We start from the raw sequence: 23,547 nt of genomic DNA, 5'->3' as shown, positions 1-23,547 counted from the left end.
CTCGACAACCTCTCATAACAGAGTTGATTTCTAACGATTATCATTTTACACTTCAAATATGACCTTGTATTTGTTCCAAATAAGCAATAATTTAAACTTTTCGATCATTCTTATCATTATAAGGAGAATTAGTCCATGACCGATATCCAATCGCCAATTAACCCCACGCCGCGAATCCATCAAACCCTGCATACGGAAGGTGAGTTCCGCATCGATCTCCCTTTCGACCCGGTCGGGAGCAGCATCTACTACTTGGGTCTTAATGTCCAAGATAATTGGGCGACTCAGTCCCATTATCACGAGCATTTCGAGCTTTGTTACCTTGACGAGGGCAATGGGCAATATAAAATCGACAAAACGCTCTACGATTTCCGCAGCGGACAATTGCTTCTAACCAAACCGGGAGAGAGCCACTATGGCCTAGCCAGCAAGCCGGATGCTTTCAAGCTCTATTACGTCGGCTTCAAATTGGATCGATTTTCCGCTTTGCAGCTTGAATGTTATCGGATTGGAATGAGCCGCATCGCCGATGACCCGGAGGGCACGGTAAAATCATTATTCGTCGCTTTGATCAACGAAACAGAGAAGTCATCAAAGCTTGCCGATTCGATGGCGGAAGCCTTGCTTCAGCAGCTACTTATTACGGCTCTTCGGAGATTGTACGCACAGGAACCGCTTGACCCGATATCTGTTAAACCTCTTCGTGCAGCGATTCTAGAGACAATGAACCGGCTTCACGAAGCAATTCGGTACGATCAAGACATTGATGCTTTGGCCGCTGCCATCCCAATCAGTCGGTCCCATCTGACCCGGGAGTTCAAGAATACGATCGGCTTGCCCCTCGGCGAGTATATTCGCAACCTTTGCCTATCCAAAGCCACAACCGAGCTAAGAGAAACGGACAAATCCGTCTCGGAAATTGCTGCCGATCTTGGGTTTGCTTCCATTCACTCTTTCAGTATATTTTTCAAGCGTTTCACCGCCCTGACGCCTACCGAATATAGAAAAAGCCAGAGAATCGGGCACTAGCCTTATCCTGGCATAGATTCCCTAATTGTTCTGGCTTGCACTACTTAACGAGCGTTATTGGAAGTATAGTCGGGGCCTATCTCCTGCAGCTTGCTATAATCGTTCATCCTTTCACAGCGGAGCTTGAAAAGCTTTGAATAATATATTTCTGACCGAAGAAAAAAACGATGAGCAGAGGCACGACGCTTGCCGTGGCGGCAGCCATCATCATGTTGTAGTCCACCCCAGCTTCCAGCATGAAGTTCTGCATGCCCAGCGGAACCGTGTAAAGCTTCTTGTCCAACAGGAAAATCAACGCGTTCTCGTAATCGTTCCAGGTCCATGTAAAATCGATAATGGCGAAGGTCGCCAGAACCGGCTTGGAAAGAGGCAGAAACAATCGGCAGAAAATCCGAAAATGCCCCGCTCCGTCTATAAAGGCCGCTTCGGATATTTCATGGGGAATGCTCATGAAAAATTGCCGAAACATAAACACGCCGAATACGGTGAACAGCCCGGGCAGAATGAGCGCCCAATGGGTATTGTATATGTGCATCCACTCGAACATGATGAATTTGGGAACGAACAGCACCTGCTGCGGAATCATCATCAGGCACAGATACAGCACGAAGATGACGTTCCGACCCTTGAATTCGATGCGGCTGAACCCGTACGCGGCAATGGCGGCCAGCAATGGCGCACCGATCATCAGGATCAATGAAATCTTCAACGAGTTGAAATAAAACATCGCAAATCCATCCCCGGCCGTCCAGACCTTGATGTGGTTACTTAGCACCGGATCGCTGGGAATCCACTGGATTGGATAAGTGAAAACGTCCTTAGCTTTCTTAAATGACGTGCTGATCATCCACAGCATGGGCGACAACAATAGGAGGCTGGCTAGGACCATAAATACGGTGCTTAAGCCTTTGCCCAGCCTCTCTTTGACGATTCTGGAGCTTGTTACATTCATCACGCGACTTTCACCTTCCTTAGTAATGGACCCATTTTTTCTGGCCTGCCCATTGAATTAGCGTAATGCCAAGGATGAGCAGGAACATGGTCCAAGAAACAGCAGACGCATAGCCCATTTCATAAAAGTTGAATGCTTTCTTGTAGGCGAAAATGGAGAACACCGTCGTGCTGTTGGCGGGCCCCCCTTGCGTAATGGCGTAGATCATGCCAAACCCTTTAATGGAGCCGATAAACCCGGTAATCATCAGGAAAAACGTCGTCGGGCTAACCAAAGGCAAAATAATGAGGCGCAGCAGTTGTCCGAACGTCGCTCCGTCGATCTTGGCGGCTTCCAGCTGCTCCGAGGATATTTCCTGCAAGGCGGCCAAATAAATAATCATGTTATACCCGATGCCACCTGCGGTCATCATGATGAGCACCGCATACATAGCTGTGTCGGGAGAGGCGAACCATTTGGGCGGATCGGCTATGCCGATGGAGCCCAGAAAGGCATTGATAGGACCGCTGGAAGGCTGGAACAGCACCATCCAGACGAACGCAATGGCGATACCGCTCGTAAAATAGGGAGCGAAGAAAAAGGCCCGCAGCGTCTTCTGGAAATAGACGCGATTGTTCAGCATGACCGCGATCAGAAAACCTAGCATAATGGAAATCGGCACAGGAATTAAGATCAATAATGTGTTTCTGACGGACACGGCAAACAAGTCGTCCTCGATCATCCTCTTGAAATTGCCGAATCCGATAAATTGCGGGGGTTGCCCGTTGGCGAACACCCAATCCGTAAACATCAAATAAAAGGAGAACAGAGCCGGAATCAGCATGAAAATCGTCATTCCGATCAGATTGGGGGCGATGAATACATAGCCGAGCAGTCTCTGTCGTTGCATCCAATTCACGATCGTTCACCGCCAATATCGATAGTTAGGTCAAAGAAAAGGAAAGGAGAGGCTCGACCACGAGTGCCTGCCCCCCTTAGCCTTTCGGCGTCCTATTATTGGGCCGCTTTTAAGTTCTTGTCATGGACCCGGGCCAATTCCTTCGCGCCTTCTTCGGGAGTCAGCTTCTGTGAGAAAATTTTGTCGTAGATCACCTGCTGCTCGCTACCCGACTTCTTGTCGAGACGGCTTAAGCCGAGTGGTTTGTTACCGAACATGACTCGCTTGATGGAATCCATGTCATAGGTGTCCTCCACGCCCTCGAACATCAGGCTGATTGCCTGATCCGCAGGGAAATCCTTGGAGGCGGGCACTCGGCCGCCCGGGGCCATTGGAAGCATTCCGATATCGGCGTACCACTTGATAAACTTCCAGGCCGCTTCGGGATTCTTCGTATGCGGATTGATGGAGAGCACGTCTCCCAATCCGCCGGCGTTGATATAGTCGGTCTGGTCCTTGTTCACCTTGGGAGCCGGCGCCGCCGCTACCTTGAAGGTACGAGGGTACTCCTTCAGGTTATTCGTCGTTCTGAAAATCTGCTGGGTGGAGAACAGCATCGCCGTCTCTCCCTTCACGAACATCTGGTCCAAAGCAGGCTTCGAAGTAATCTGCTCCGTATGCGGCATGAGGCTCTTGTCCTGGAACATCATGTCGGAGTAGACCTGCAGCGCCTTAACTGTCAGCGGGTTGTCGAACGCCGAGACACCGTCCGCATTGGTTAGATACTGGCTTTGCTTGAGCATGGATCCATTGATCGGCACGTTGAAGTAATAATCGCTTTGCGCCGCTCCCCACACCTTGTCGCCCTTCAACACATTGGCATACTGTTTGAACTCGTCCAATCCCCACTCCTCCGGAACTGGAAGGCCCTTCGCATCGAGCATGTCCTTGTTCAGCCAGACGAACGATAAGCCCTTGCTCGTAGGAACGCCGTAATACTTGTCTTCCACCTTCCACAAGGCCGCGCCCGTGCCCATTTTGTCGTCCACGTTTAAGTCGGCGAACGGGCTCAGATCAAGTGCATTGCCCGCCTTGATCCGCTTCTCGTAGAGGCTGAAATCATAGTTCACGTACATGTCTACGGGTTGGTTAGACATCAGCGCCGTATCCAGCTTCAGGTTGCCTGCATCGTCATTGACGAACCGCACGTATTCCACCTGAATATCCGGATTCTCCTTGTTCCAGTTGTCTACGACCGCCTGCGGACCATTCTCAGCCGGTACCGCTCCCCACATGGTGAGCTTGATCGGGTCTTTGTTTGGCGCGGCGCTCGGCGTCGTCTCCGCCGAAGCAGCCGGCGAAGCTGACCCCGTCGCTAGATTGCCGTTTTCCTTGCCGCCGCAGCCGGTGAGCGTCAGCGATACTGCCGCAAGCAACGCCACCCCTGTGTTCAACCATTTTCTTTTTCTCATCTAGCCGTGCCCTCCCTACAATCGGATGTTTGATTCCTCCTCACTATACCAAGCCGCTCCTTATGTTCTTAGGTTCGAAACTTACAGGTTGGTAGTACAAAACTTAGAAATTGTTCTCCCGCCTGAAAGCGCTGGGCGTTTGTCCTACCATGCGCTTGAATATCTTGATGAAATAAGCATCGTCGGCAAACCCCGTCTCATAGGCGATCTCCTCCACGTTCAGCTTGGAATGCAGGAGCAGGCGCTTCGCCTGTTCGATCCGGATGTTCTGCAAGTAAGCGATTGGCGTTTGTCCGGTTTTTTTGCCAAACACGGTACTTAAATAGTCCACATTAATGGCTACTAGCCGGGCTAGATCCGCAACCTTGATATTTTCCTTGTAATGCTCCAGTAGGTATCGGATCACCCGGTTCACCTCGGGATGATCCGTAAAATTAACATTTTCCTCCTTGAAGCGGCGGATATGCTCCCGTATCATTAGCAGAACATGATCGAGCAGCGAATCATGGCTGATGGCGGAGTCGATAACCTCCAAATCCTCCGGCTTTCGTCCGACCAGCATCGCCAACAGATGAAGAAGATGGGCCGCCTGCGTTTTCACTTCCATATGGGAGAACGCCGAGGCTTTCATGCTTTGCCACATTAGGGTTGCTGTCTCGGCGCATTTCGATACATTGCGTTCTTCAAAGCAGCGGATCAGCTCGGCTTCCAGTTCCGCGATTGGCGGCAGCTCCTGCTGCTCCTGCAACGGCTTCGCCTCGCGGCCGTACCATTCACCGTTCAGTTGATTCAGCGCCCGCCTCCAATCCTGGGCAAGACATTCCAGCCTGCTGCTTAACGCCCGACCGACCGGCGGGATCAAATTGTCCCAATTGGTCTGATCTTCCTTCCGCTGAAAACCCCAGCAAAAGAACGTGGTCTGCCCGCCTTCATAGAAGGATTGGACCAGTAGATACTCTTCCTGCCGGATACCCGCCTGAACCACATCGGCGGGAACAGCTCCGCTCAGCACGGCAAAGATATCAAGACCCAAATGATGGAACTTCCCCGCCGCTGTTCTGGTCTGATCCTCTTGAGCCGATGCGCCAATTCCCCGGATGCCCGACCAAGTACGGTGATAGTAGGGATAAAGCGCCTCTCCCGCCCCCCTAAGCTCTTCGAACAATTCTCCCTTGATTCGCGACAGATTTTCCAACAGAAGGTCGTCGTTTAAGCTCAGCTTTAACAAATAGTTGAAGGCGCCATATTGCAAGGCGTCCCTTGCGTAATCAAAGTGGCTCATCGCCGTGAGCATAATAAACCGGCTGCGGATTCCCGCTTTTCGCGTTTCCTTCAACAGTTCGATCCCGTCCATGCCCGGCATGACGATATCGGCAATTACGACATCGGGCTTAAGCTCTAGGATCATCTCCAGAGCCTCCCTCCCGTTGCCCGCCTCACCCGCTATGCAAAAGCCGTGTTTCTCCCAGGCTACGATTTCCCGGATGGCCTCCCGGACAAACGCTTCATCTTCCACCAGTAAAACCGTCCACATGCCCGCCATCTCCTTCCTGTAAATAAGGCGTTGCAATCAGCAAAGGAAGCCGAATCCGGATTAGGGTCCCTTCCACATCGGAGATCGAATCCAGGGAGCCCTCCTCCTTAAAAAGCAACTGCAGCCTTTCTCTCAGATTGCTGAGTCCGATCCCGTGCCCACTTCGCCTGCCAGGCCTGCGAGCAGCCTCCTCCATGCCGATGCCGTTATCCTCCACCTCCAGAACGAGGACGTTCCCTTCCGCTCTGGCCCTAACCTGGATTGTGCCGCGGCCTTCGGCCGAGTCAAAGCCATGGACAATGGAATTTTCCACCAGAGGCTGCAGACTCAGCTTGGGAACCAGTGCGTATTGAACCGATTCCTCCACTTCATACAGGATGGTAAAGTGATCCCGGAAGCGAAACGCTTGTATGGATTCATACGAGCGCAATAGCCGTATTTCTTCCTTCAAGGAGATCATCTCGATCTCCGAGTTGAGGCTCGCTTCCAAAATGACCCCGAGCGAAGTGCAGATACCCACTATCGCTTCCTGCTTTTCTTTTCGGGCGATCCATTTTACCGTGTTCAAGGTATTCAACAAAAAATGCGGGTTCATTTGGGAGAGCAGCATTTGGAAACGAACCGCCTGCTTTTGCCGCTCCTCTAGCTTAAGCTTGTTAATGAGCGCGACGACATCGTCGATCATCCGGTTGAAGCTGTCGCCAAGGGAACGCACCTCGGCTGTTGCCGCTTTGCCGATGGAAATTTTGACGTTCAACTTCTTGTCCGTCGCTTCCTCCATGCTCCGCTCCAGAACGTACAAAGGCTTCGTCATGCGGGCCGTCAGGATGATGGTCACCACCACGAACGCTACAATCAAAAGGGTCAGAAAGAGGAAAAAGATCAGTCTTAAGTGCCGGATCTCCTGCTGCAGTTCGCCTAATGGCATCTGGCTGACCACATACCAGTCTAATTCCTGCAAATAGCTGTAATTGACAAGGGAGGAGGCGTGCTTGTCCTCGTAATGCCCTACCTGAGCCTGCGCGGTTATGATTCTCTGCATCATATCCTTGCTGAAGGCGGCCGCTTTGCTTTGGAGCATGATCTTCCCTTGCCCGTTAAAGATGGTCAGATCCTGGTTGGCCGGGCTATCCTTTAACGTATTGCGGAACCATTCTTGAATGTTGATGCTGATGCGCGCCAATCCGTAATTTCCCCGCAGTTGGTCGTCCAGAAGGATGTACAGGCTTAGAAGCTTTCCTTGGCCGCCGTTCACATCATTCCCGTCATCCGCCACCCATTGATAGGAATACGACCCGCTATTCAGCTTATTCCGCCATTCTTGCAGTTCTTGCAGCCTGTTGGTCAACTGTCCATTGGGAGCATAGGAAGTGTATACGTTGCCCTTGCGGTCGATGAATCGAAAATACAGATCCGTCTGATGGAAGAAAAAGCTGTTGTTGATTCCGAACATTTTGCTTTCAATCACTTTCTTTCGGTCCAGCGGATCGTACTTGTCCGGATCGTACATCATCTGGATCAGCCCCTCGTCCTGGCTCAGCATAATATTCGCCTTATAGGCGAACGCCATCATATCCGTCAAGGACACGTGAACCTGTTGCATACGCTCAGACAAGCGGTCCATCATATCCTTCTGGCGAATGGATTGAAAATGCTGGAATAAATAATAAATGGCGATGCATAAAGGGATCATCAGGAGGGTGATGTAAGCCAAGAAAAGCCTATGCTTCATGGTGTTCGGAAGCAACTGCCGCAAGATTGGCATCGTGTAAGATTCACTCCCTATAACGAATTCTGATGTCTTCATTATACATAGCCTGAAGGGGGGCATTTCGTTCTCCGAAAAAAATCGCCGATTTTCCCAAGAAGGTAAAAGCGCCTCTGTCCGAGAGAACGAAGGCGCTTTTCAACGATTTAGAAATATGCAGTCTAATCATATACCCGAATCTCCACAATCTCCGCCCGGTCGCAACCGTTCGTCGAATCGATCCATACGCGGAGACGGTCAGCAGCGACCGCCCGGTCCAAGCGATGAACCGTTCTCCGCTTCCGGTTGTTTCGGCATTCGACTACGGTCAGCCATGCGCCGTTCGTATAAGCTTGCACGCGATAGTCCTTCACCAGTTCCGGAATCGTCTCGAACGACGTACGGTGGTGATGAAGATTGATCAGATCCTCGTTCACGTCGTCGTTAAACGTCAGGTACACCGTACGAACGTTCACCGGCTGCGGCCAGCTCAACTCCAGCCACTCCGGTGTTTCTTCCCTAAGAACCGCGGACGACCACAGATGCGGCCCTCCGTAGGGCCGTTGGTAGCCGTCGATAGCTTTGCCGGGCGCGAACGCCTGCGTCGACGATAGGAGTCGGAAGCAGATCGGCTTGCGGACGAAAGGACGCATTTTCCATTGGATGAGCGGCTGGTCCGGCTGACGATGCTCAAGATCTGCAGAGACGATCGGCTCCGGCCCTTTACGAAAGGCAAGGACGCCGGCTTGCGGCTGATCCGACGTATATAGAGACAACTGGTCGTTAGTCTTAATAATAATAAATGCATTGCATGGAGTCTCGGGCTTCCAGCACAGGCTTAGCTTCACCCACTGCGATTCGCCTTTCGCTACCGGTGCCGACGCCGAAGCTTGCCGTGTATGCGGTACATAATTTTCGCCGCGCCCAGTATCCCACAGCTCCAGCTCCAACACGGTATCTTCTGCTGCATCGATAAGCAGCTCAATCCCGTCCAGCTCTGGCTCAACGGGCACGATTAAACCCACTTCCGAATCGAGCGCGATGCCGGAGTCCGACGGGTTCTCCACCGCAATCCGCGTCAATGCACTCGAAGCGGACGGCTCTGCTCGAAGCGCCAGATCGACCGGATCCTCATTTCGAAGCCCGATCACGGACGCATCCTGACGAAGCAGCGTCTGCTGCAGCTCGCGAAGATAGGAGCGGTACAGCTCGCGTGGAGAAACGTCTTTCTCAACGGACAAAGCAGCGGCGGTGCCGGCAGCTTCACCGACGACGGCGCATGTCGCCATGACGCGCGTCGTGCCGAAGGCCACGTGCGTAGCGCTAATATCGCGTCCCGCCATCATCATGTTGCTTACATTAACGGAATAAAGGGACCGAAACGGAATATGGTAAATTCCGTCCGGCTGGAAATGCTTCGAGCCGCTTTCCGTCGAATACATGCCTTGCGGCGGATGCAGATCAATCGACCACCCACCGAAAGCGACACGGTCTTCGAACTCCCGCTGCTCTACGATATCGTTCTGGTTCAGCATGTAGTCCCCGACGAAGCGTCGGTATTCCCGCTTGCCGGGAACCGATCCCACCCACTCGAGCGTCATATTGTCAGCTTCGAATTTGCCGGAATTTTTGATATAATCCCAAATCCCGTAGATCGCCGCCCACAATTCGTCGCGAATCCGCTCGTTATCATGCACCGTATCCAACTCTCCGCCCCATTCGATCCACCAGTACGCGCATCCGTTGTCGCCGCTGCGAATGACGCGCTTCATCGGAATTGTCGTTTGCTCAATATTCTTAGCAAAGCTCGGCGGAATGAATTTGACGGGACGGCCTGCATCCTTCGTATAGAAGAGCAGCGTGCTCCCCAGCGTAATATCGTCCGCAACGGGAGGCGCCCAATCTTCATTGAATTCGCTCTTGGCTTCGCGTCCGATTCGGTATTTGGCTCCGGCAAGGAATCCGACGAGCCCATCCCCCGTACAATCGAGAAACAGCTTGCTTTCAAAACGGATACGCCGCTCCGCCCCCATCATCCAGCCGGTAACGGAAAGGATCGATCGGTTGTCCCCGTCCCCCTCTGCTTCCACTTCATGAACGTCGGTGTTCAGAAACAAACGGATATTCGGTTCCGCCCTCACCGTTTCCAGAACGACCAGGTCCCATATATACGGATTGCCGTCGATATTGCGATACTGATTCTCGACGAACATCTCGCCCATAATTCCGGTTTCTCTCGCATAACGGTTCTCGCCGTGAGCCGTAGCTCCGCATACCCAGACCCGCACCTCGCTGCTCGAGTTGCCTCCGAGAACCGGGCGGTTCTGTACGAGCGCAACGGTTCTGCCCAACCGGGCTGCCGCCACTGCGGCACACACTCCCGCCATGCCTCCGCCGACAACCGTAATATCTGACGCAACGACTTCCTGTCTCATTCGCGCGCATCTCCTCAAACACTATAATTTATCTTCTATTTCATATTAGGACACCAATTTCCCAAATTACATACACCGTATTACAATTAGGTATATACTTTATTTCATAAATGGTGGCGATGAGATGAGAATCAATTGGTCGGTTCGGCCGATCGCGCATATGTACTGGGTCAAGAAGAACAAGTTCGACTTGGACAGCGATATTTACCCGTATTGGACAATATTCGCCGTGGAGGAAGGCCGATTTGCTTACCGTATCCTTGATCAAGAAGGAGAAGCAGGATTCGGCAGCCTGGTCGTTTGCCCTCCGGAAACCCGATTTTATAGAAGGACGCTAGAGCCCGTAACGTTTCATTTCCTGCAATTTGCTTGGGAACAGGAACCCGATCCGGATGAGTGGCAACAGCTTTGCGGAAAGTTGAACATCTCGGATATCGAGCGGCTGGCATCCGACTTCCGCTATTTGCGACGCCAGAAGCTAGAACAAGATGAGGCCGCCATGGCGAGAATACAGCATATGGTCAACGATTTATGGCGACTGGTCGAGATGGAGCGGAGCTTACAAGAAGAGAAGGATAGGGTCGCAAAGTACGACGACGGCAAGATCCTGAAAGCGGCCCGGTTCATCGACGCCAATGCCTACGGCCCGATCGATATGCGGAATTTGGCGCTTTCGTTGCAGCTCAGCCCAGTACAACTCACGAGACGATTTCACGAGGCATACGGGCTTCCCCCCTCCGACTATGCGACCAAGCTTCGGCTCGATCGGGCAAGCCGCTTGCTGCTCGAAACCGACCTTAACATCGACAACATCGCCCGGATATGCGGATACGAGAATGGCTTTTATTTCAGCAGGCTCTTCCGTAAAAAACGGGGAATTCCCCCTTCGCAGTACCGCAATACACACCGTGTTTAACAGGGCAAAAATACAAAAACCATCAGGGATAAGTTCATCCCTGACGGTTTTTTGAAATCCAAAAACGACTCTAACATAAACTGACGACATCTTGGGATAGATGGATACTTGTCTCGGACTCCAGCTCGCTATGATAGGCATATACCCCCAATTAATCCCGAGCTGAGTTCCCCTTATCCACGGGGCTGCTATCTGGAAATATACAGCTAATAGAGCTAGGTTTGAGTATAGAACAGAGATTAGATGGAAATATACAGTTGATTGGCGCCTAGTGGACGACTTTTAGCAATCAGCAGGCCATATAACTGTATATTTCCATTTCGTTCTCTAATGAAGGCCCTTTTCTTCAGGAATAACGGGATAAATCCAGTTATCGCGGGAAATAAACTAGCTGCCCCACTAGTGAGCTAAGCTAGCTCTTTGGGACAGCCCTTTGATTATCGTCAGGCGACATGAACAGCTTCTATAATGGTATAATTTATATGAATTTCATATTATAGGGGGAGTGGGCTCGAATGAATGATATGCGGAAAAAGAAAACCCTTGTCAAAGAGCAATCCGATGTTTATGAGCATGAGACTGCTAATATTGAACCACCTATAGATCAGCCTCTCATCGAGGAAAGATATGAAATCATCGAAGGTATTCGCTATGATTGTCAGCCATCCCCCACTCTTCAACATCAACTCCTTGTTACTCAGCTCTGTAGTGATCTATACTCCACCTGTCACGCTACTGGCACAATAATCGTAGCGCCTATGGATGTACACTTGGATAAAGACAATATCGTGCAGCCGGACCTTATCTATGTATCCAATGAGAATCATTCTATACTCCGCACACGAATTGAAGGCGTACCCGATCTGCTCGTTGAAATACTATCCCCAAGTACCGGAACGCACGACAAGGTACGCAAGAAGGCGCTATACGAGCGCTTCGGCGTCCATGAATATTGGATTGTAGACAGTCATCATCGGACCATTGATCAATTCGTGCTTCATGAAGGGAAGTACATTCTGGAGCAAACCTACGGTTCTGCCCATATCCTATTATCTTCACGTTTCCCTTGCATATCCGTGCAACTTGGGAAGCTGTTTCACATACTGGGCAAGTTAGAGGATTGAATCTTGTACATCGATAGTAAACGTCAAGAGACCCAAGAGAGGTCACTTTTTTTCAAAGTGTCCATCTTTCGGGTCTCAGTTCAGGATCTAGCCATCAAGGCTTTCTTTATTTTTCACCCAATAAAAGCTCCATGATATACATCTCAAGCGCTTCGTAATTTCTGGAAGACTGATAGCTAGACACTAGCCCCTTATCCAAACGTCGAACCTTGGACTCTAGCAATTTGACCATTTTCAAGCTATTTTCCAAATGAGCATACGACAGTTCTCCGGATTGCGTTCTCATAGCCTTGACATCAAGACCGACGTATTCGCCCTTGCTGCCGTATCCGCTGTCCATAAGCACTTTAACCTGGTTAAAGGCAGAGCGCAAATTTTCGACTCCGAACGACTTATCCTGATCGTATCGAAGCCCGTTTTGATCATTCAGATGGACGCCCCATAATTTGCTGTGCGCCAAGCAGAAAGCCATTTCCAAAGCGGGATCAAGACCGGCAAGCACCGCATGAGCGGATTCCAGCAAAGCACCGACTCGGCTTGGATCGGCGGTTCCGGCTGCAAAACCGAGCACGTGTCCGACCGTCGGAACGAAGCTGCGGTCGATTGGTTCGTTCGGCTTCGGCTCGATCAGAATGCGGATACCTGGATCGTAGGCCAACATCGTATTTACCGCATCGCGCAAGCGCTGCATGCTGAGGACCGGGTCCTTGCTCTCCGCGCACAACGTGCCTTCCCTCGCCAGCCATAGCACCAGACGATCGGAACCAAGCTCTCTTGCGATATCGATGGACCGCAATGACCTCCATAACGCAAACTCTCTGTCCTCCGCCGAATTGGAAGTGTAACCGCCATCGATCGTTCTCCCGTCCATCCACAGGCGCGGAGCGACAAATTCGGCTTCCAAGCCTTGTGAGTCTAAGTGCTGCTTCAATTCCCTCGCCCGCGACTTGATTTGGCTTTCCGACAAGTCATTCATATCCGGCACGGCGTCGTCATCGTGAAACTGAATACCCGTAAACCCGATTTCCTTGAATTTAGCCAGCTTCTGCTCTAAAGAAATAGATGTTCTTACTTCGGGACCGAATGCGTCCGCTCCTTCATGTACGTTCCATGGGCCAACCGAAAATTTGAAATTCGTCATCTTTATCTGCCTCCGTTATCGATTTTCGTTTATGAATGCGGATTGCATCGCCGCGAACTTGCTGGGTATAATTCCGACCGTTGCTTTGAACGACCGGCTGAACAAATGGATGCTGGAAAATCCGACCTCATCCGCAACTTCGGTCAAGGTAAGCTTTCCGTCGACGATTCTTTTTTTCGCTTGCTCAATCCGAATATGCGTCACGTATTTATGAATCGATATGCCAAGCTGCTTCTTGAACAAATGAGACAAATGGTTCGTGGATACCCCGACATGCTCGCTGATCGACGCGTTGTTAAGCTGAGGGTCGGAAAAGCAATCGTGAATATAGTTAATCGCTCTTTCGATAAACGCCCATCCTTTTGTCATTTTGCCTTCGTCATCCTTGCGATCCGCTTGATTTTTCAAAAAGACGTGTAGCAATTCCAGGCAAATGGCTTTCATCATCAGGGAGCCGCTCGGCCGTTTATCTAGAAACTCCTTATGCAGCAGCAGAAACCGCTTCTTCAAATCGATCCTATCCGCCAATTGCAAATGGGAGATCGGAACGATCGAGGTCAGCTTCATCTCCCTGTCGACGACCTTCTTTCTCATCCGCTTTGTCGCGTTCGTATATTTCAGCAAGCTCCGCTCTTCGTCGTAAAATAGATCAAAGTGAAAAATATATTGAATCAACGGGACGGACGAGGTCGATCTAATGATATGAGACATGAAGGGATGCATAAGCAAAATATCGCCCTCCCGAGCCTCATATTTCACGCCGCTCAGGAAAAACTCTGCTTCCCCTTGCTCGATATACGTAAAAACGTGATCGTGATCCATCCATTCCCCGGTTAACGAGCTGGATTTCATGATTCTCGCGGCTCTGACGAAAGGGGATATGCTGTTCATCCACGACTCAACCATCGCATAGACCTCCTGACTGACTTCTCGTCCGTTGAAGCTTTTCTAATAGGTTATGGCAACCTTCGAGCCTGTAATCGCCGATTGCTCGATGGCGTCCAGAACGACTTGATTCCGATATCCGTCCTCGAAGCTGGGAGAAGGCTTGTCGCCTTTTCCGGAAATTCCCCGCATAAACTCGTGCATCAAATTAATAAACGTATGCTCGTATCCGATCGAATGCCCCGCAGGCCAATAAGCTCCTGCATAGGGGTGTACGCCCTCTGTACAGTTAATTGTCCGAAAGCCCTGAATGCCTAGAGGATCATTCTCCAAGTATAGTTCAAGGTTGTTCATCTGATCCATCCCCCAACGGATCGAACCCTTCGAGCCGTTGATCTCGATACGGTTTCCGTTGCGATTCCCTTTGGCGAAGCGAGTCGCTTCGAACACGCCTACGGCTCCGTTCTCGAATCTCGCCAACGCGGCTGCCGCATCGTCCACATCCACCTCGGCATAGGAGCCGTCGCTGGTCGCTGCCTCCAATCCCCCAGACATTTCGCCGACTGGCCTTGTCTTAATGAACGTTTCCATCAGACCGGACACTTCGTAGATTTCCCCTACCAAGAACCTAGCCAGGTCGATGGAATGCGCCATCAGATCGCCCAGCGTTCCGGATCCGGTTACTTCCTTCCTCATACGCCACACGAGCGGGAACGCGGGGTCCATAATCCAATCTTGCAAGTATTGGGCGCGAAAATGATAAATGTCCCCCAATACGCCCTCCTGAATAAGCTTCTTCGCCCACTGCACGGCCGGCGCGAATCGATAGTTGTGGCAAATCATATGGACGATGCCCGCTTGCTCCGCGGCTTTCCACATTTCCTTGGCTTGTAGGACATTCATCGCGAGCGGTTTCTCGCAGAGAACGTGCTTACCTGCTTTCGCCGCGGCAATGGCGATCTCCGCATGCGAGTCGTTCGGAGTGCCGATGTCGATAACATCAATATCGTCCCTCTCCAGCAAACGTCGCCAGTCCGTTTCGTAAGATAACCATCCTAGCTTCTCCGCAGCGAGCCTAACAGCGTTCTGATCCCGTCCGACAAGCGTTTGCAGCACTGGCTCAACATCTGTATCGAAGAAAAAGGGCAAATCTCGATAAGCATGGCTATGTGCTTTACCCATGAACTTATAGCCGATCATGCCGATGCGCACCTTTTTACTAACCGTCATGACGGAGTCACGCTCCCCTGACCGGAATGTTCAGCTGTTGCTCAACAAAATCGCGGCAAATTTGCAAGCTCTGCATCGGGGTGCTCGTCGACTGATCGATTTCGACGGTCATCCAGCCCTGATAACCGATTTCGTTCAAAGCTTCGATGATCGGCGGGAAATCGATAGAACCAAGCCCAAGCTCGCAAAATACGGGAAGCGCCTCATTGCCCATCAGCATCGGGAAGTCCTCTTTCGTCGCCTCTTTGGAAGTCAAATCCTTCAAATGCACATAGGCGACCCGATCTCGGTACTTCCTAATGATCGCTGCTGGGTCCATGCCCGCTCCGGTCAAATGAGCCGAATCCGGCGCAAAAAACACCACTTCAGGGTCGCATAAGCTCATCAGCTCGTCGAGCTCATTCTCGTCCTGTACCTCAGTCCATAAGTGCGGATGCAGGCAGGCTTTAACTCCAAGCTCGAACGTTCTTTTTGCCGCCTCGTTAATAGTCACCGCAGCTTGCTTCAGCTCCTCCAAGCTCGTCGGCTTCTGGCGGGGACCGCCGGGGCCGAACACCAAATGCTCGGCTCCACACTTGGCGATGACGCGGGCCAGACGAACGTTGTAATCGACGATTTCCTGGCGAGCCTCCGGGTTCCCGAATCTCCGGTTCATCCCCCCGGATGCGCCTCCATAAAGGCCGGTCATTGTAAGATTATGCCGGTTCAAAATTTCCTTGAATTCCTCTATTCGATCCTCATAGGAGAGAACGAACGACGCCCACGGCTCTATCGCCCGGTAGCCGAGCTTGGATGCCTCCTCCAGTGCCTTGAAATGATCCTCTCCCCACGTAATCGCGTGTACCGCAATGCTTCCTTTGAAATTAGACATAGTTAAACCTCCGCTACGCATAGTAAAGATCGTATTCCTACCTCAGTATAAAATCAGACACATCGACCGGTCTTTATCGCCAACACTTGTTTTTTGTCCAAAACAACGATCCTTGTCAGCCTTTTACCGCTCCGGCGGTCATGCCCGTCATAATCTTCTTGCTGAAAAATAAATACATGACAATAATAGGCAGCGAGGTTATAACGAGACCGGCAATTTTGCCCGTATAATCCGTCGTATGTTGGCCGCTGAAGAAGGTCAGCCAAATCGGAAGCGTGAATAGCTCGGACGATTTATTCAGCACGAGCGCGAACGAAAACTCGTTCCATGTGCCGAGAATGCTCAGAATCGCAACCGTCGACATGATCGGCAGACAGATCGGAAAGATAACCCTGAACATTGTGTAATCGAAGGAGCTTCCGTCCATATAAGCTGCCTCTTCAATTTCCTTAGATATTCCTTTAATGAAGCTGTCGAATAGGAAAATCGCCACTGGCACATTAAACGCGATATACGGAAGAATTAGCGTGAACCGATTATCCAGCATCCCCATCCACTTGAACTGCACGAATAGCGGCACAAGCAGCGCGTGAATCGGAATCATCATGCCGGCCAGGAACAGCAGCATCATGATTTTCTTGCCCTTGAATTCGATTCTGGAAAAAAAATAGCCGATGACGAATGAGCATATAATGATCAACGGAACCGTAATGATTGTGTTGAGCACGCTGCTGAAAATCGCGGAACCGATATTTCCAATATTGAAGGCGTTCACATAATTCACCAACGTCGGGCTTGAAGGAATCGACATCGTGCTTAAGCTGAATTCCTTATTTGTTTTCAAAGACGTATACAGCATCCAGACGATCGGAAACAGCGCGGACAAGGAAAAAAGAAAAACCATCAAATTCGTTCCCGCATACCCCAGTTTTACCGTCAAAGAAGTGTGTTTCTTCATTTTTCCGCCTCACCGCCAATCCATCTCGACATTGCTAGAACGATAATTGCGCACAAGATAAGCATTCCGATGGAAATCGTGCTTCCATAGCTCAATCGACTCATCGTGAAGGCGTTGTTATAGGCGTATTGGGCCATTACCATCGAGCTTCGGCCGGGTCCTCCGCCCGTCATGACGTAAATATGATCGAATATTTTCAACGTTCCGGTGATACAGAGAATAAGAGCAACGTTCATTACGTTTTTCAACAAAGGCAGGATGACGTACACCGTTTTCTTGAACCACGTGGCTCCGTCGATTTCGCTCGCTTCGAGCACTTCCTTCGAGATATTTTGCATTCCCGCCAAAAAAATAATGAAATACAATCCGATATATTGCCAGACAAGCGGAACCGATACCGAATACAGCACATAGTTGGGATTATCCAGCCATAATACGGGATCTATATGAAAGAGATTTAATAGCCAGTTTAGCACTCCCATGCGATAGTTGTAGATTAGCGACCACAAGTAGCCGGTTACGACCGGAGCCAGAACGACCGGTAAAAAGATAACGAGACGGTGAAAGCCCTCCAGCTTGAGCAGCTTGGTCATAAAAAAGGAGGCGATTACAAAAGCGATTCCGACCTGTCCTATGACAGCGAAGATAGTAATGATGACGTTATTTTTAAGCGCAAACCAGAAGTCATTGTCCTTCGCGAGCGCGATGTAATTTTGCAGCCCGACAAACTTGGTGCTCCCTTCATTGTGTATGCTGTAATACATCGAAATCAGCAATGGCAGCAATACGGTAAATGCGTAAACTGAAAAAATAGGAACCAAATAACGAAACGCCGGCCCGGCTCGCAGCTTGAAAAGTCGGCTATTGCTCATACCATACACTCCTCTCCTGAAAGATAAGCGAGGCTCGGGGGTGCGGTGCTCCCCCGGCTTCGCTATCGCTTAGTCTTCCGGCAGCTTTGTTATTTCTGCGTATCTCTTACGGTTTGGATTTTCTTGGCTAGATCTTCGGGAGTGACGCCTCCGATCAGCAGGTCCTGAATTCCCTTATAGATGACTTCGACCAATGCCGGAGCAAGTTGGATATCGTAGATCGGCGAGAACTTCTTGTCGCTCATCAGTTTGAAATAATCGACGGCAAGCGGAGAAAGCTTCGATTGGTCATACTCTTTCACCTTAACGGGAGGCTGTCCGTTATGCTCGATTTTCACTCTGCCGTACTCCTGGCCGGACACACTCTTGATCAAAGAGATCGCCGCGTCTTTCTTCGCTCCGGTCAGCTTCGCATTGAATGCCAACGACCAGCCGGAACCACCCGCAACGGACATCGGGTCGCCCTTTCCACCCGGAACGGATGGAAGAATCGCCATTCCGGTCGCGCTCTCAATATCCTCAGGAGCGTCGCGGGAAATATTGGTGACCGCCCAAGCGCCGTCAACCATCATGGCCGCTTGCTTGTTGAAATACAAGGTCCGCGCCTGATCGCCGTCGATGCTGTTAATGTCAGGATTGAACGCACCTATTTTCGACAACTCTTGAAGCGCTTTCAAGGCATTTACGAATTCAGGGTCCGTAAACTTCGCCGTTCCTTCCTTCATGGCCTTGAACCAATCCGTACCCGTATAGCGGTCAGCCAATGTGCCGAACAGGACCGAGCCGACCGGTACGTTCGACTTGTTGCCCATTGCGATCGGGGTTAACCCGCTGTCCTTAAGTTTGCCGATCGCTGCAGTGAATTCCTCCCACGTTTGCGGGAACGAAGCGATGCCCGCTTTCTCGAACAACTCTTTGTTATAGTAAATAACATGAACGGAGAACATCGCTGTCGGTACGCCGTAAATTTGGCCGTCGGTCGTAAATTCGTCGAAGCTGTTCGGCAGAAAGCCGTTTTTCCATTCAGCGTCCTGATTCAATGCTTCGTTGTACGATCCTACGTAGCCTTTCGGAATGTAGTCGAGCAGCATCGAGCCGTTCGCCACAAACAAGTCGGGCAAATTTCCCGAGGCGCCTAACGTCGTCATTTTCACTCGGTAAGGATCGTGCGGAATCGCTTCTTCGACGAGATTGACCTCGGGATGCTCCTTGCGGAACTTCTCCAAGGCATCCCGAAATATAGCGCCGTTATCGTCAATGTCGAAATGTCCGATCGTCAACGTGATTTTATCCGCGGATTTTTCACCGTTACCATTGCCATTTCCAGTTGACGAACTTTTGCCGCATCCGACTAACCCGATAGAAACGATAAGCAGAACGATCAGAAGCATTTGCATTTTTCTAATTGTCATAAACATTTATGAACCCCTCCGAATGTCATAAATTTGCGAAAGCCTTATCGAATCCTGCCTTGGATCTTGCCAACAGCTCTTCCATGCTTGCGGAAGAAGACGAGCCCAACACTTCTTGCGCGACGACGCCTGAATATCCTGCCGCCTGCAAGCCTTGCAGAAAGCCGTGCAAATCGATGACGCCCTCGCCCGGATACAAGCGATCGCCATCCAACAGATTCTCGATCGGTCCAGCCTTGGCATCGTTGATATGAACGTGTACGATATCCGCTGGCTTTAATTTCAACAGATCGTTTACCGCCAGTCCGTTCGTATGCCAATGATAGGAATCGACCAGCAAGCCCACATTCCGCGACCCGATCGTCTCGATCCAATCGAGCGTGTCATCCATCGTCCATAGGAATGGATTAGCCCATTGCGTCCGTAAATGCCGACTACCGACGAATTCCAGTCCGAGACGAATGCCGTAAGCTCCCAGAACATCGGCGCATAGCCTCAATCGGCGCGTCGCCGCAGCCATGAAAGGAGCGGCAGCCTCATCGGTGGAAGGCAAAATGTACGTACAACACTTAGAACAGCCTAAGGACTTAGCCGCTTCGGCCGCTTCCGGCAGAGCTTTCAAGCCTTCCCGGAATCGTTCCTCGCTAGATCGCCAATCGACATCCAAATCGATGGAACCGATCATGACCCCTTTGCTTTCCAGCAAGTACTCCGCTTTGTCCAGCCCGCATTCCCGAATAAAATGAACCGGATTAAGATCGATCGCTTGAAAGCCAAATTGGGCCGCACCGGAAATAAAGCGCTCATTCGATTCGATAATTCCGAGACCCGCCCGCGTTAATCCTCTAATCACTTATAATTCCCCCTAGGACCAATCGAACAAAACGCCATTGTAGTCGTCCTTGTTGTTTCTTAGGCCGTCGTAAGCTTCTTTCGCCTGTTCCGGCTTGATCACATGGCTTAGCAATGGCTCGATTTGCAATCGGTTTTGCTTCATCAATTCAAACACGATTTTGGAATTTCGGACTAACGAATGCTTCACGAACGAGTTCGGCTCCATAGGATACCGCCATTCATGGCCGCCCTTAAACGTAATGCAGCCCCGATTGTAAAGATGGCAATAATTCAGAACGTCCGTCACATCCGTGTTGAACTCCCCGCGCGGGCTGCCCAGGAAAACGATCTCCCCCAAGCTCCCGATCCACTCGAGGCTTTCCACGCCAACCTTGGGCACGCCCGTCGCTTCGATCTGCGTCGACACGCCTTGCCCCCCCGTTAATGCCAGGATTTGCTCCTTTACCCCTCCATTCCCGCCGTTAAGCGCGTAATCTACGCCGCATCGATTCGCGGTTTCGATTCGTTTGGACGACAGATCGACGCCGATGACGAAAGCTCCTTGAAGACGAGCCAACTGAGCGGCCAAGTTCCCCACCAAGCCTAGGCCCGTTACGCTGACGTAATCTCCGACTTCGATATTGGAGACGCGCACCGACGTAAACGCAACGGTCGCCATCCGGGTAAACGGCACCCATCTTAAATCAAGGTCGGCCGGAGGCTTGATGAGCATATGATTGGCGGATACCACTTGATATTCCGAATGGCTTCCGTAATGGAACACGGTATCTCCCGGCTTGAAGTCCGCGACTCCCCTCCCGACTTCAACGACTTGGCTTACGCTCGCGTAGCCCGGACAAACCGGCAATTTGGCCCATTCCTCCTTGCCGGACAACATCGCCAGCTCCGTTCCCGGGCTGATGAGCGAATAAATCAGCTTGACGAGTACTTCATGATCAGCCAGGACTGGTGGACTGAAATCTTCTTCTACGGTTTCAACCTGCTGCGGGCTGACGAACATAATTTTGCGATTGATCAATCGTGTCCACTCCTTTGTTATCGCTTACATTATTAATTTAGAGCTTTTCCGGTTTGAAGTCTTTGATCACAAAACCGATTTTTTATCTAAAACAACGATTTGTGCCAGGTCCCTCATTCCTTTTCCTTCCATCCATACGAAACGTTAAAAAACCATCAATCCGCGCTATTGCGCCGCTTGACGGTTTTTTGAATCCAAAATCGGCTCTAACTTAACTGAATCGTACTTCCGGAACGATTCGATTCTAGTGCTGCGGTAAACAAGGCATGACTTCCCGCCGCTTCCTCCGGAGTCACGCATTGAAACGGTTGCAACATCCCCTCGCTGCCGTTCGCAAGTTCATCGCAGAAAGCCGCCCACATCTGTAGAATGGAGTCCGAAAAACCGAACTCAAAGATTCCTCCCGTAATCGTGTCATATGCCGATTTATAAGGAACATCCGTAACATGCCAAGCTTGAGCACCTCCAGGCACATAAGGTAGTGATGCGACCTGTTTCGGATTTTTGGTCGTAAACTCCGCAGAAAAATCGGTGCCTTGAATTCGAATAAACCACGTGTTCGCATGTCCGGGAGCAATTCGTTTTGTAGACAGTACCATTGGGAAATGCTGCGTCACCGTCTGCACATCACAAGCAAGAATCGCGTTATCCCATGTTTCGCAAGGCACCATTCCGCCTCGGCCATCAGGACGCTCTTCTACGATTTTATTGAGTAATGCCCTGACATTACACGGTTGCCAACCGAATCTTAGCGGTAAATGTAAGACATGGATACCTAGATCCCCCATACAACCATACTCGCCGTTAGTCTCAATCCGTCGCTTCCAGTTAATCGGCTTACTCGGATCAAGGTCGCTGGAATGCCAGAAACCGGCTTCCACCTCAATAATGCGACCAAATCGTCCTTCCTTAACCCATTTCGTTATTTGCATCGCGCCTGGGAAGAATGGAAACTCAGACGAGCAACGAACAACGACCTGCGGATGATCCTTAATCGTCTGCAGAATGCTCGCATTCGCTTCCTCATCGATTCCGAACGGCTTTTCTCCAAGCAAATGCTTGCCAGCACGAATAGTATCTTCATAGATTTGTTGGTGCAAATTATGCGGAACTGCACAATAAATCGCATCTATGTTAGCATTCGCGAGCATATCCTTGTAGTCTACATACACGTATTTAACACTTGTTACCGCGTGGACGAACCATGCCGAAGCAACTGGATTAGCATCGCAAACCGCTATGATCTGAGGTTCGAAGTTCACGTCGGCAAGGTGGCACCAGCGTGCTGCAGCGCTAGCGAATTCCTTGCCCATCAAGCCGCACCCAATGACTCCGAAACGGATAATCTTTTTTTCCAGCTTTTCAACAGCCAACTTACACTCCACCTCTGTTCAAAATAGCTAACGCCATCTCTGCTGACGCCCCTTTATGAACGACTTGCATAAGAGCTTTAGTCATGCGTGCCGGAGCCGGATGCTGGATTACGTTCCGTCCGTAGACAATGCCTGATGCCCCTTGTCCCATCAGTCGAACGGTGCGGGTAATAATTTCTTCGTCCGAGGCGCGTCCACCCCCGCGTACGAGAACCGGCACTCCCGAAGCCACTTCAATTACGCGATGATATTCTTCGATATGGTCGCAAGGGTCGGCTTTAATGACATCCGCACCAAGTTCGACGGCTTGGCGAACGAGCGACATAATTTTATTGATATCCCCATCCACCATATATCCGCCCTTGACCTCATTCGGCAGCATGACTAGCGGTTCGACCATAAGAACCATTCCGTACCGCTCGGCATCGCTCTTTAACTTCATTACATTTTTAACGCATTGATGGTGCAACTCCGGCTGGTCGGGTAATAACAGCAGGTTAACACAAACGGCCACGGCATCTAGGCGTACGGCGTGTTCGATTGCATTGTCGATAATTTCGCTGAACAGAAACCGCGGTAACCGTGCGCCGTAAATATTCGCAGCATCCGTACGGAGGACGAGTCCTGGCTTATGTTTCCCAGGGATATCTTGCAGGTGTTTTGCCTGTCCTACGCTTAATTGGATACAATCCGGATTCGCTTGAACGACAGTCTCGACGGCTTGCTTCATATCCTCGATAGAAGCCAAGAAGGAGTACTCGTTAAAAAAGCCATGATCAATCGCTACATCGAAGCATTTTCCCTCTTCGCTGAACATTCGTTTCAATCGTGCTTTTGTACTCATAC

The 23,547-nt window shown here is 50.7% G+C and carries 20 protein-coding genes; 3 read left to right on the top strand and 17 right to left on the bottom strand.

The features are described 5' to 3' along the window. Nucleotides 1-135 precede the first annotated feature (135 nt). On the top strand, nucleotides 136-1,029 hold the full coding sequence (locus M1K58_RS10615) for an AraC family transcriptional regulator (RefSeq protein WP_256758824.1): 894 nt from the start codon (nucleotides 136-138) through the stop codon (nucleotides 1,027-1,029). Nucleotides 1,030-1,132: 103 nt separating this feature from the next. Here M1K58_RS10615 and M1K58_RS10610 read toward each other — a convergent pair whose 3' ends face one another. From M1K58_RS10610 to M1K58_RS10585, 6 genes are all read right to left on the bottom strand, one after another. Beyond that, nucleotides 1,133-1,981 (bottom strand): carbohydrate ABC transporter permease, encoded by an 849-nt coding sequence (locus M1K58_RS10610; protein WP_256759031.1) that lies wholly within the window; start codon nucleotides 1,979-1,981, stop codon nucleotides 1,133-1,135. A gap of 19 nt (nucleotides 1,982-2,000) precedes the next feature. Next, nucleotides 2,001-2,870, bottom strand: a complete 870-nt coding sequence (locus M1K58_RS10605) for a carbohydrate ABC transporter permease (RefSeq protein ID WP_256759030.1) — start codon at nucleotides 2,868-2,870, stop codon at nucleotides 2,001-2,003. Nucleotides 2,871-2,974: 104 nt separating this feature from the next. After that, nucleotides 2,975-4,330 carry an ABC transporter substrate-binding protein gene (locus M1K58_RS10600; protein ID WP_256758823.1) on the bottom strand — a complete coding sequence of 452 codons (1,356 nt, stop codon included), beginning with the start codon at nucleotides 4,328-4,330 and terminating at the stop codon, nucleotides 2,975-2,977. Nucleotides 4,331-4,433: 103 nt separating this feature from the next. Beyond that, on the bottom strand, nucleotides 4,434-5,864 hold the full coding sequence (locus M1K58_RS10595) for a response regulator (protein ID WP_256758822.1): 1,431 nt from the start codon (nucleotides 5,862-5,864) through the stop codon (nucleotides 4,434-4,436). Next, on the bottom strand, nucleotides 5,836-7,695 hold the full coding sequence (locus M1K58_RS10590) for a sensor histidine kinase (protein WP_256758821.1): 1,860 nt from the start codon (nucleotides 7,693-7,695) through the stop codon (nucleotides 5,836-5,838). Before M1K58_RS10590 ends, M1K58_RS10595 begins: the two co-directional genes overlap by 29 nt. 98 nt (nucleotides 7,696-7,793) lie before the next feature. Then, nucleotides 7,794-10,046, bottom strand: coding sequence for an FAD-dependent oxidoreductase (locus M1K58_RS10585; protein WP_256758820.1), 2,253 nt, complete (start codon nucleotides 10,044-10,046; stop codon nucleotides 7,794-7,796). Nucleotides 10,047-10,170: 124 nt separating this feature from the next. Here M1K58_RS10585 and M1K58_RS10580 point away from each other — a divergent pair, with 124 nt between their 5' ends. Both M1K58_RS10580 and M1K58_RS10575 read left to right on the top strand, forming a co-directional pair. Next, nucleotides 10,171-10,962, top strand: a complete 792-nt coding sequence (locus tag M1K58_RS10580; protein ID WP_256758819.1) for an AraC family transcriptional regulator — start codon at nucleotides 10,171-10,173, stop codon at nucleotides 10,960-10,962. A gap of 515 nt (nucleotides 10,963-11,477) precedes the next feature. Beyond that, nucleotides 11,478-12,086: a Uma2 family endonuclease gene (locus tag M1K58_RS10575; RefSeq protein ID WP_256758818.1), complete on the top strand. Its 609-nt coding sequence runs from the start codon at nucleotides 11,478-11,480 to the stop codon at nucleotides 12,084-12,086. Nucleotides 12,087-12,192: 106 nt separating this feature from the next. Here M1K58_RS10575 and M1K58_RS10570 read toward each other — a convergent pair whose 3' ends face one another. The 11 genes from M1K58_RS10570 to M1K58_RS10520 all read right to left on the bottom strand — a co-directional run bounded on the left by M1K58_RS10570 (nucleotide 12,193) and on the right by M1K58_RS10520 (nucleotide 23,545). Continuing rightward, the gene (locus M1K58_RS10570) at nucleotides 12,193-13,227 is read right to left on the bottom strand and encodes a TIM barrel protein (RefSeq protein WP_256758817.1); all 1,035 of its coding nucleotides are present in this window, start codon (nucleotides 13,225-13,227) and stop codon (nucleotides 12,193-12,195) included. Nucleotides 13,228-13,242: 15 nt separating this feature from the next. After that, a complete protein-coding gene (locus M1K58_RS10565) occupies nucleotides 13,243-14,133 on the bottom strand; it encodes an AraC family transcriptional regulator (RefSeq protein WP_256758816.1) in 891 nt (296 codons plus the stop codon). 42 nt (nucleotides 14,134-14,175) lie between these two features. Next, on the bottom strand, nucleotides 14,176-15,342 hold the full coding sequence (locus tag M1K58_RS10560) for a Gfo/Idh/MocA family protein (protein ID WP_256758815.1): 1,167 nt from the start codon (nucleotides 15,340-15,342) through the stop codon (nucleotides 14,176-14,178). 7 nt (nucleotides 15,343-15,349) lie between these two features. Further along, nucleotides 15,350-16,234 (bottom strand): sugar phosphate isomerase/epimerase family protein, encoded by an 885-nt coding sequence (locus M1K58_RS10555; RefSeq protein WP_256758814.1) that lies wholly within the window; start codon nucleotides 16,232-16,234, stop codon nucleotides 15,350-15,352. Between the two features lie 94 nt (nucleotides 16,235-16,328). Continuing rightward, on the bottom strand, nucleotides 16,329-17,171 hold the full coding sequence (locus M1K58_RS10550; protein WP_256758813.1) for a carbohydrate ABC transporter permease: 843 nt from the start codon (nucleotides 17,169-17,171) through the stop codon (nucleotides 16,329-16,331). Next, nucleotides 17,168-18,043 (bottom strand): carbohydrate ABC transporter permease, encoded by an 876-nt coding sequence (locus M1K58_RS10545; protein ID WP_256758812.1) that lies wholly within the window; start codon nucleotides 18,041-18,043, stop codon nucleotides 17,168-17,170. Before M1K58_RS10545 ends, M1K58_RS10550 begins: the two co-directional genes overlap by 4 nt. Nucleotides 18,044-18,132: 89 nt before the next feature. After that, a complete protein-coding gene (locus M1K58_RS10540; RefSeq protein ID WP_256758811.1) occupies nucleotides 18,133-19,461 on the bottom strand; it encodes an extracellular solute-binding protein in 1,329 nt (442 codons plus the stop codon). 19 nt (nucleotides 19,462-19,480) lie between these two features. Next, complete coding sequence (locus M1K58_RS10535) at nucleotides 19,481-20,308, bottom strand: sugar phosphate isomerase/epimerase family protein (RefSeq protein ID WP_256758810.1); 828 nt, start codon at nucleotides 20,306-20,308, stop codon at nucleotides 19,481-19,483. 12 nt (nucleotides 20,309-20,320) lie between these two features. Beyond that, nucleotides 20,321-21,328 (bottom strand): zinc-dependent alcohol dehydrogenase, encoded by a 1,008-nt coding sequence (locus tag M1K58_RS10530; protein ID WP_256758809.1) that lies wholly within the window; start codon nucleotides 21,326-21,328, stop codon nucleotides 20,321-20,323. A gap of 206 nt (nucleotides 21,329-21,534) precedes the next feature. Next, entirely contained in the window at nucleotides 21,535-22,701 is a 1,167-nt protein-coding gene (locus M1K58_RS10525; RefSeq protein WP_256758808.1) for a Gfo/Idh/MocA family protein, read from the bottom strand. Between the two features lies 1 nt (nucleotide 22,702). Further along, complete coding sequence (locus M1K58_RS10520; RefSeq protein WP_256758807.1) at nucleotides 22,703-23,545, bottom strand: class I fructose-bisphosphate aldolase; 843 nt, start codon at nucleotides 23,543-23,545, stop codon at nucleotides 22,703-22,705. Between the last annotated feature and the right edge of the window lie 2 nt (nucleotides 23,546-23,547).

The sequence above is a fragment of the Cohnella sp. WQ 127256 genome (assembly GCF_024519285.1).
In the GTDB taxonomy this organism is placed as follows: domain Bacteria; phylum Bacillota; class Bacilli; order Paenibacillales; family Paenibacillaceae; genus Cohnella.
Note: the sequence above shows the minus strand (reverse complement) of the source record. Positions and strands in the feature narration are given on the sequence as shown.

Excerpts from the sequence above, each read along its gene's own strand:
- M1K58_RS10615 (WP_256758824.1), top strand. The coding sequence starts at position 136 with ATGACCGATATCCAATCGCCAATTAACCCCACGCCGCGAATCCATCAA.
- M1K58_RS10610 (WP_256759031.1), bottom strand. The coding sequence starts at position 1,981 with ATGAATGTAACAAGCTCCAGAATCGTCAAAGAGAGGCTGGGCAAAGGC.
- M1K58_RS10605 (WP_256759030.1), bottom strand. The coding sequence starts at position 2,870 with ATGCAACGACAGAGACTGCTCGGCTATGTATTCATCGCCCCCAATCTG.
- M1K58_RS10600 (WP_256758823.1), bottom strand. The coding sequence starts at position 4,330 with ATGAGAAAAAGAAAATGGTTGAACACAGGGGTGGCGTTGCTTGCGGCA.
- M1K58_RS10595 (WP_256758822.1), bottom strand. The coding sequence starts at position 5,864 with ATGTGGACGGTTTTACTGGTGGAAGATGAAGCGTTTGTCCGGGAGGCC.
- M1K58_RS10590 (WP_256758821.1), bottom strand. The coding sequence starts at position 7,695 with ATGCCCCCCTTCAGGCTATGTATAATGAAGACATCAGAATTCGTTATA.
- M1K58_RS10585 (WP_256758820.1), bottom strand. The coding sequence starts at position 10,046 with ATGAGACAGGAAGTCGTTGCGTCAGATATTACGGTTGTCGGCGGAGGC.
- M1K58_RS10580 (WP_256758819.1), top strand. The coding sequence starts at position 10,171 with ATGAGAATCAATTGGTCGGTTCGGCCGATCGCGCATATGTACTGGGTC.
- M1K58_RS10575 (WP_256758818.1), top strand. The coding sequence starts at position 11,478 with ATGAATGATATGCGGAAAAAGAAAACCCTTGTCAAAGAGCAATCCGAT.
- M1K58_RS10570 (WP_256758817.1), bottom strand. The coding sequence starts at position 13,227 with ATGACGAATTTCAAATTTTCGGTTGGCCCATGGAACGTACATGAAGGA.
- M1K58_RS10565 (WP_256758816.1), bottom strand. The coding sequence starts at position 14,133 with ATGGTTGAGTCGTGGATGAACAGCATATCCCCTTTCGTCAGAGCCGCG.
- M1K58_RS10560 (WP_256758815.1), bottom strand. The coding sequence starts at position 15,342 with ATGACGGTTAGTAAAAAGGTGCGCATCGGCATGATCGGCTATAAGTTC.
- M1K58_RS10555 (WP_256758814.1), bottom strand. The coding sequence starts at position 16,234 with ATGCGTAGCGGAGGTTTAACTATGTCTAATTTCAAAGGAAGCATTGCG.
- M1K58_RS10550 (WP_256758813.1), bottom strand. The coding sequence starts at position 17,171 with ATGAAGAAACACACTTCTTTGACGGTAAAACTGGGGTATGCGGGAACG.
- M1K58_RS10545 (WP_256758812.1), bottom strand. The coding sequence starts at position 18,043 with ATGAGCAATAGCCGACTTTTCAAGCTGCGAGCCGGGCCGGCGTTTCGT.
- M1K58_RS10540 (WP_256758811.1), bottom strand. The coding sequence starts at position 19,461 with ATGTTTATGACAATTAGAAAAATGCAAATGCTTCTGATCGTTCTGCTT.
- M1K58_RS10520 (WP_256758807.1), bottom strand. The coding sequence starts at position 23,545 with ATGAGTACAAAAGCACGATTGAAACGAATGTTCAGCGAAGAGGGAAAA.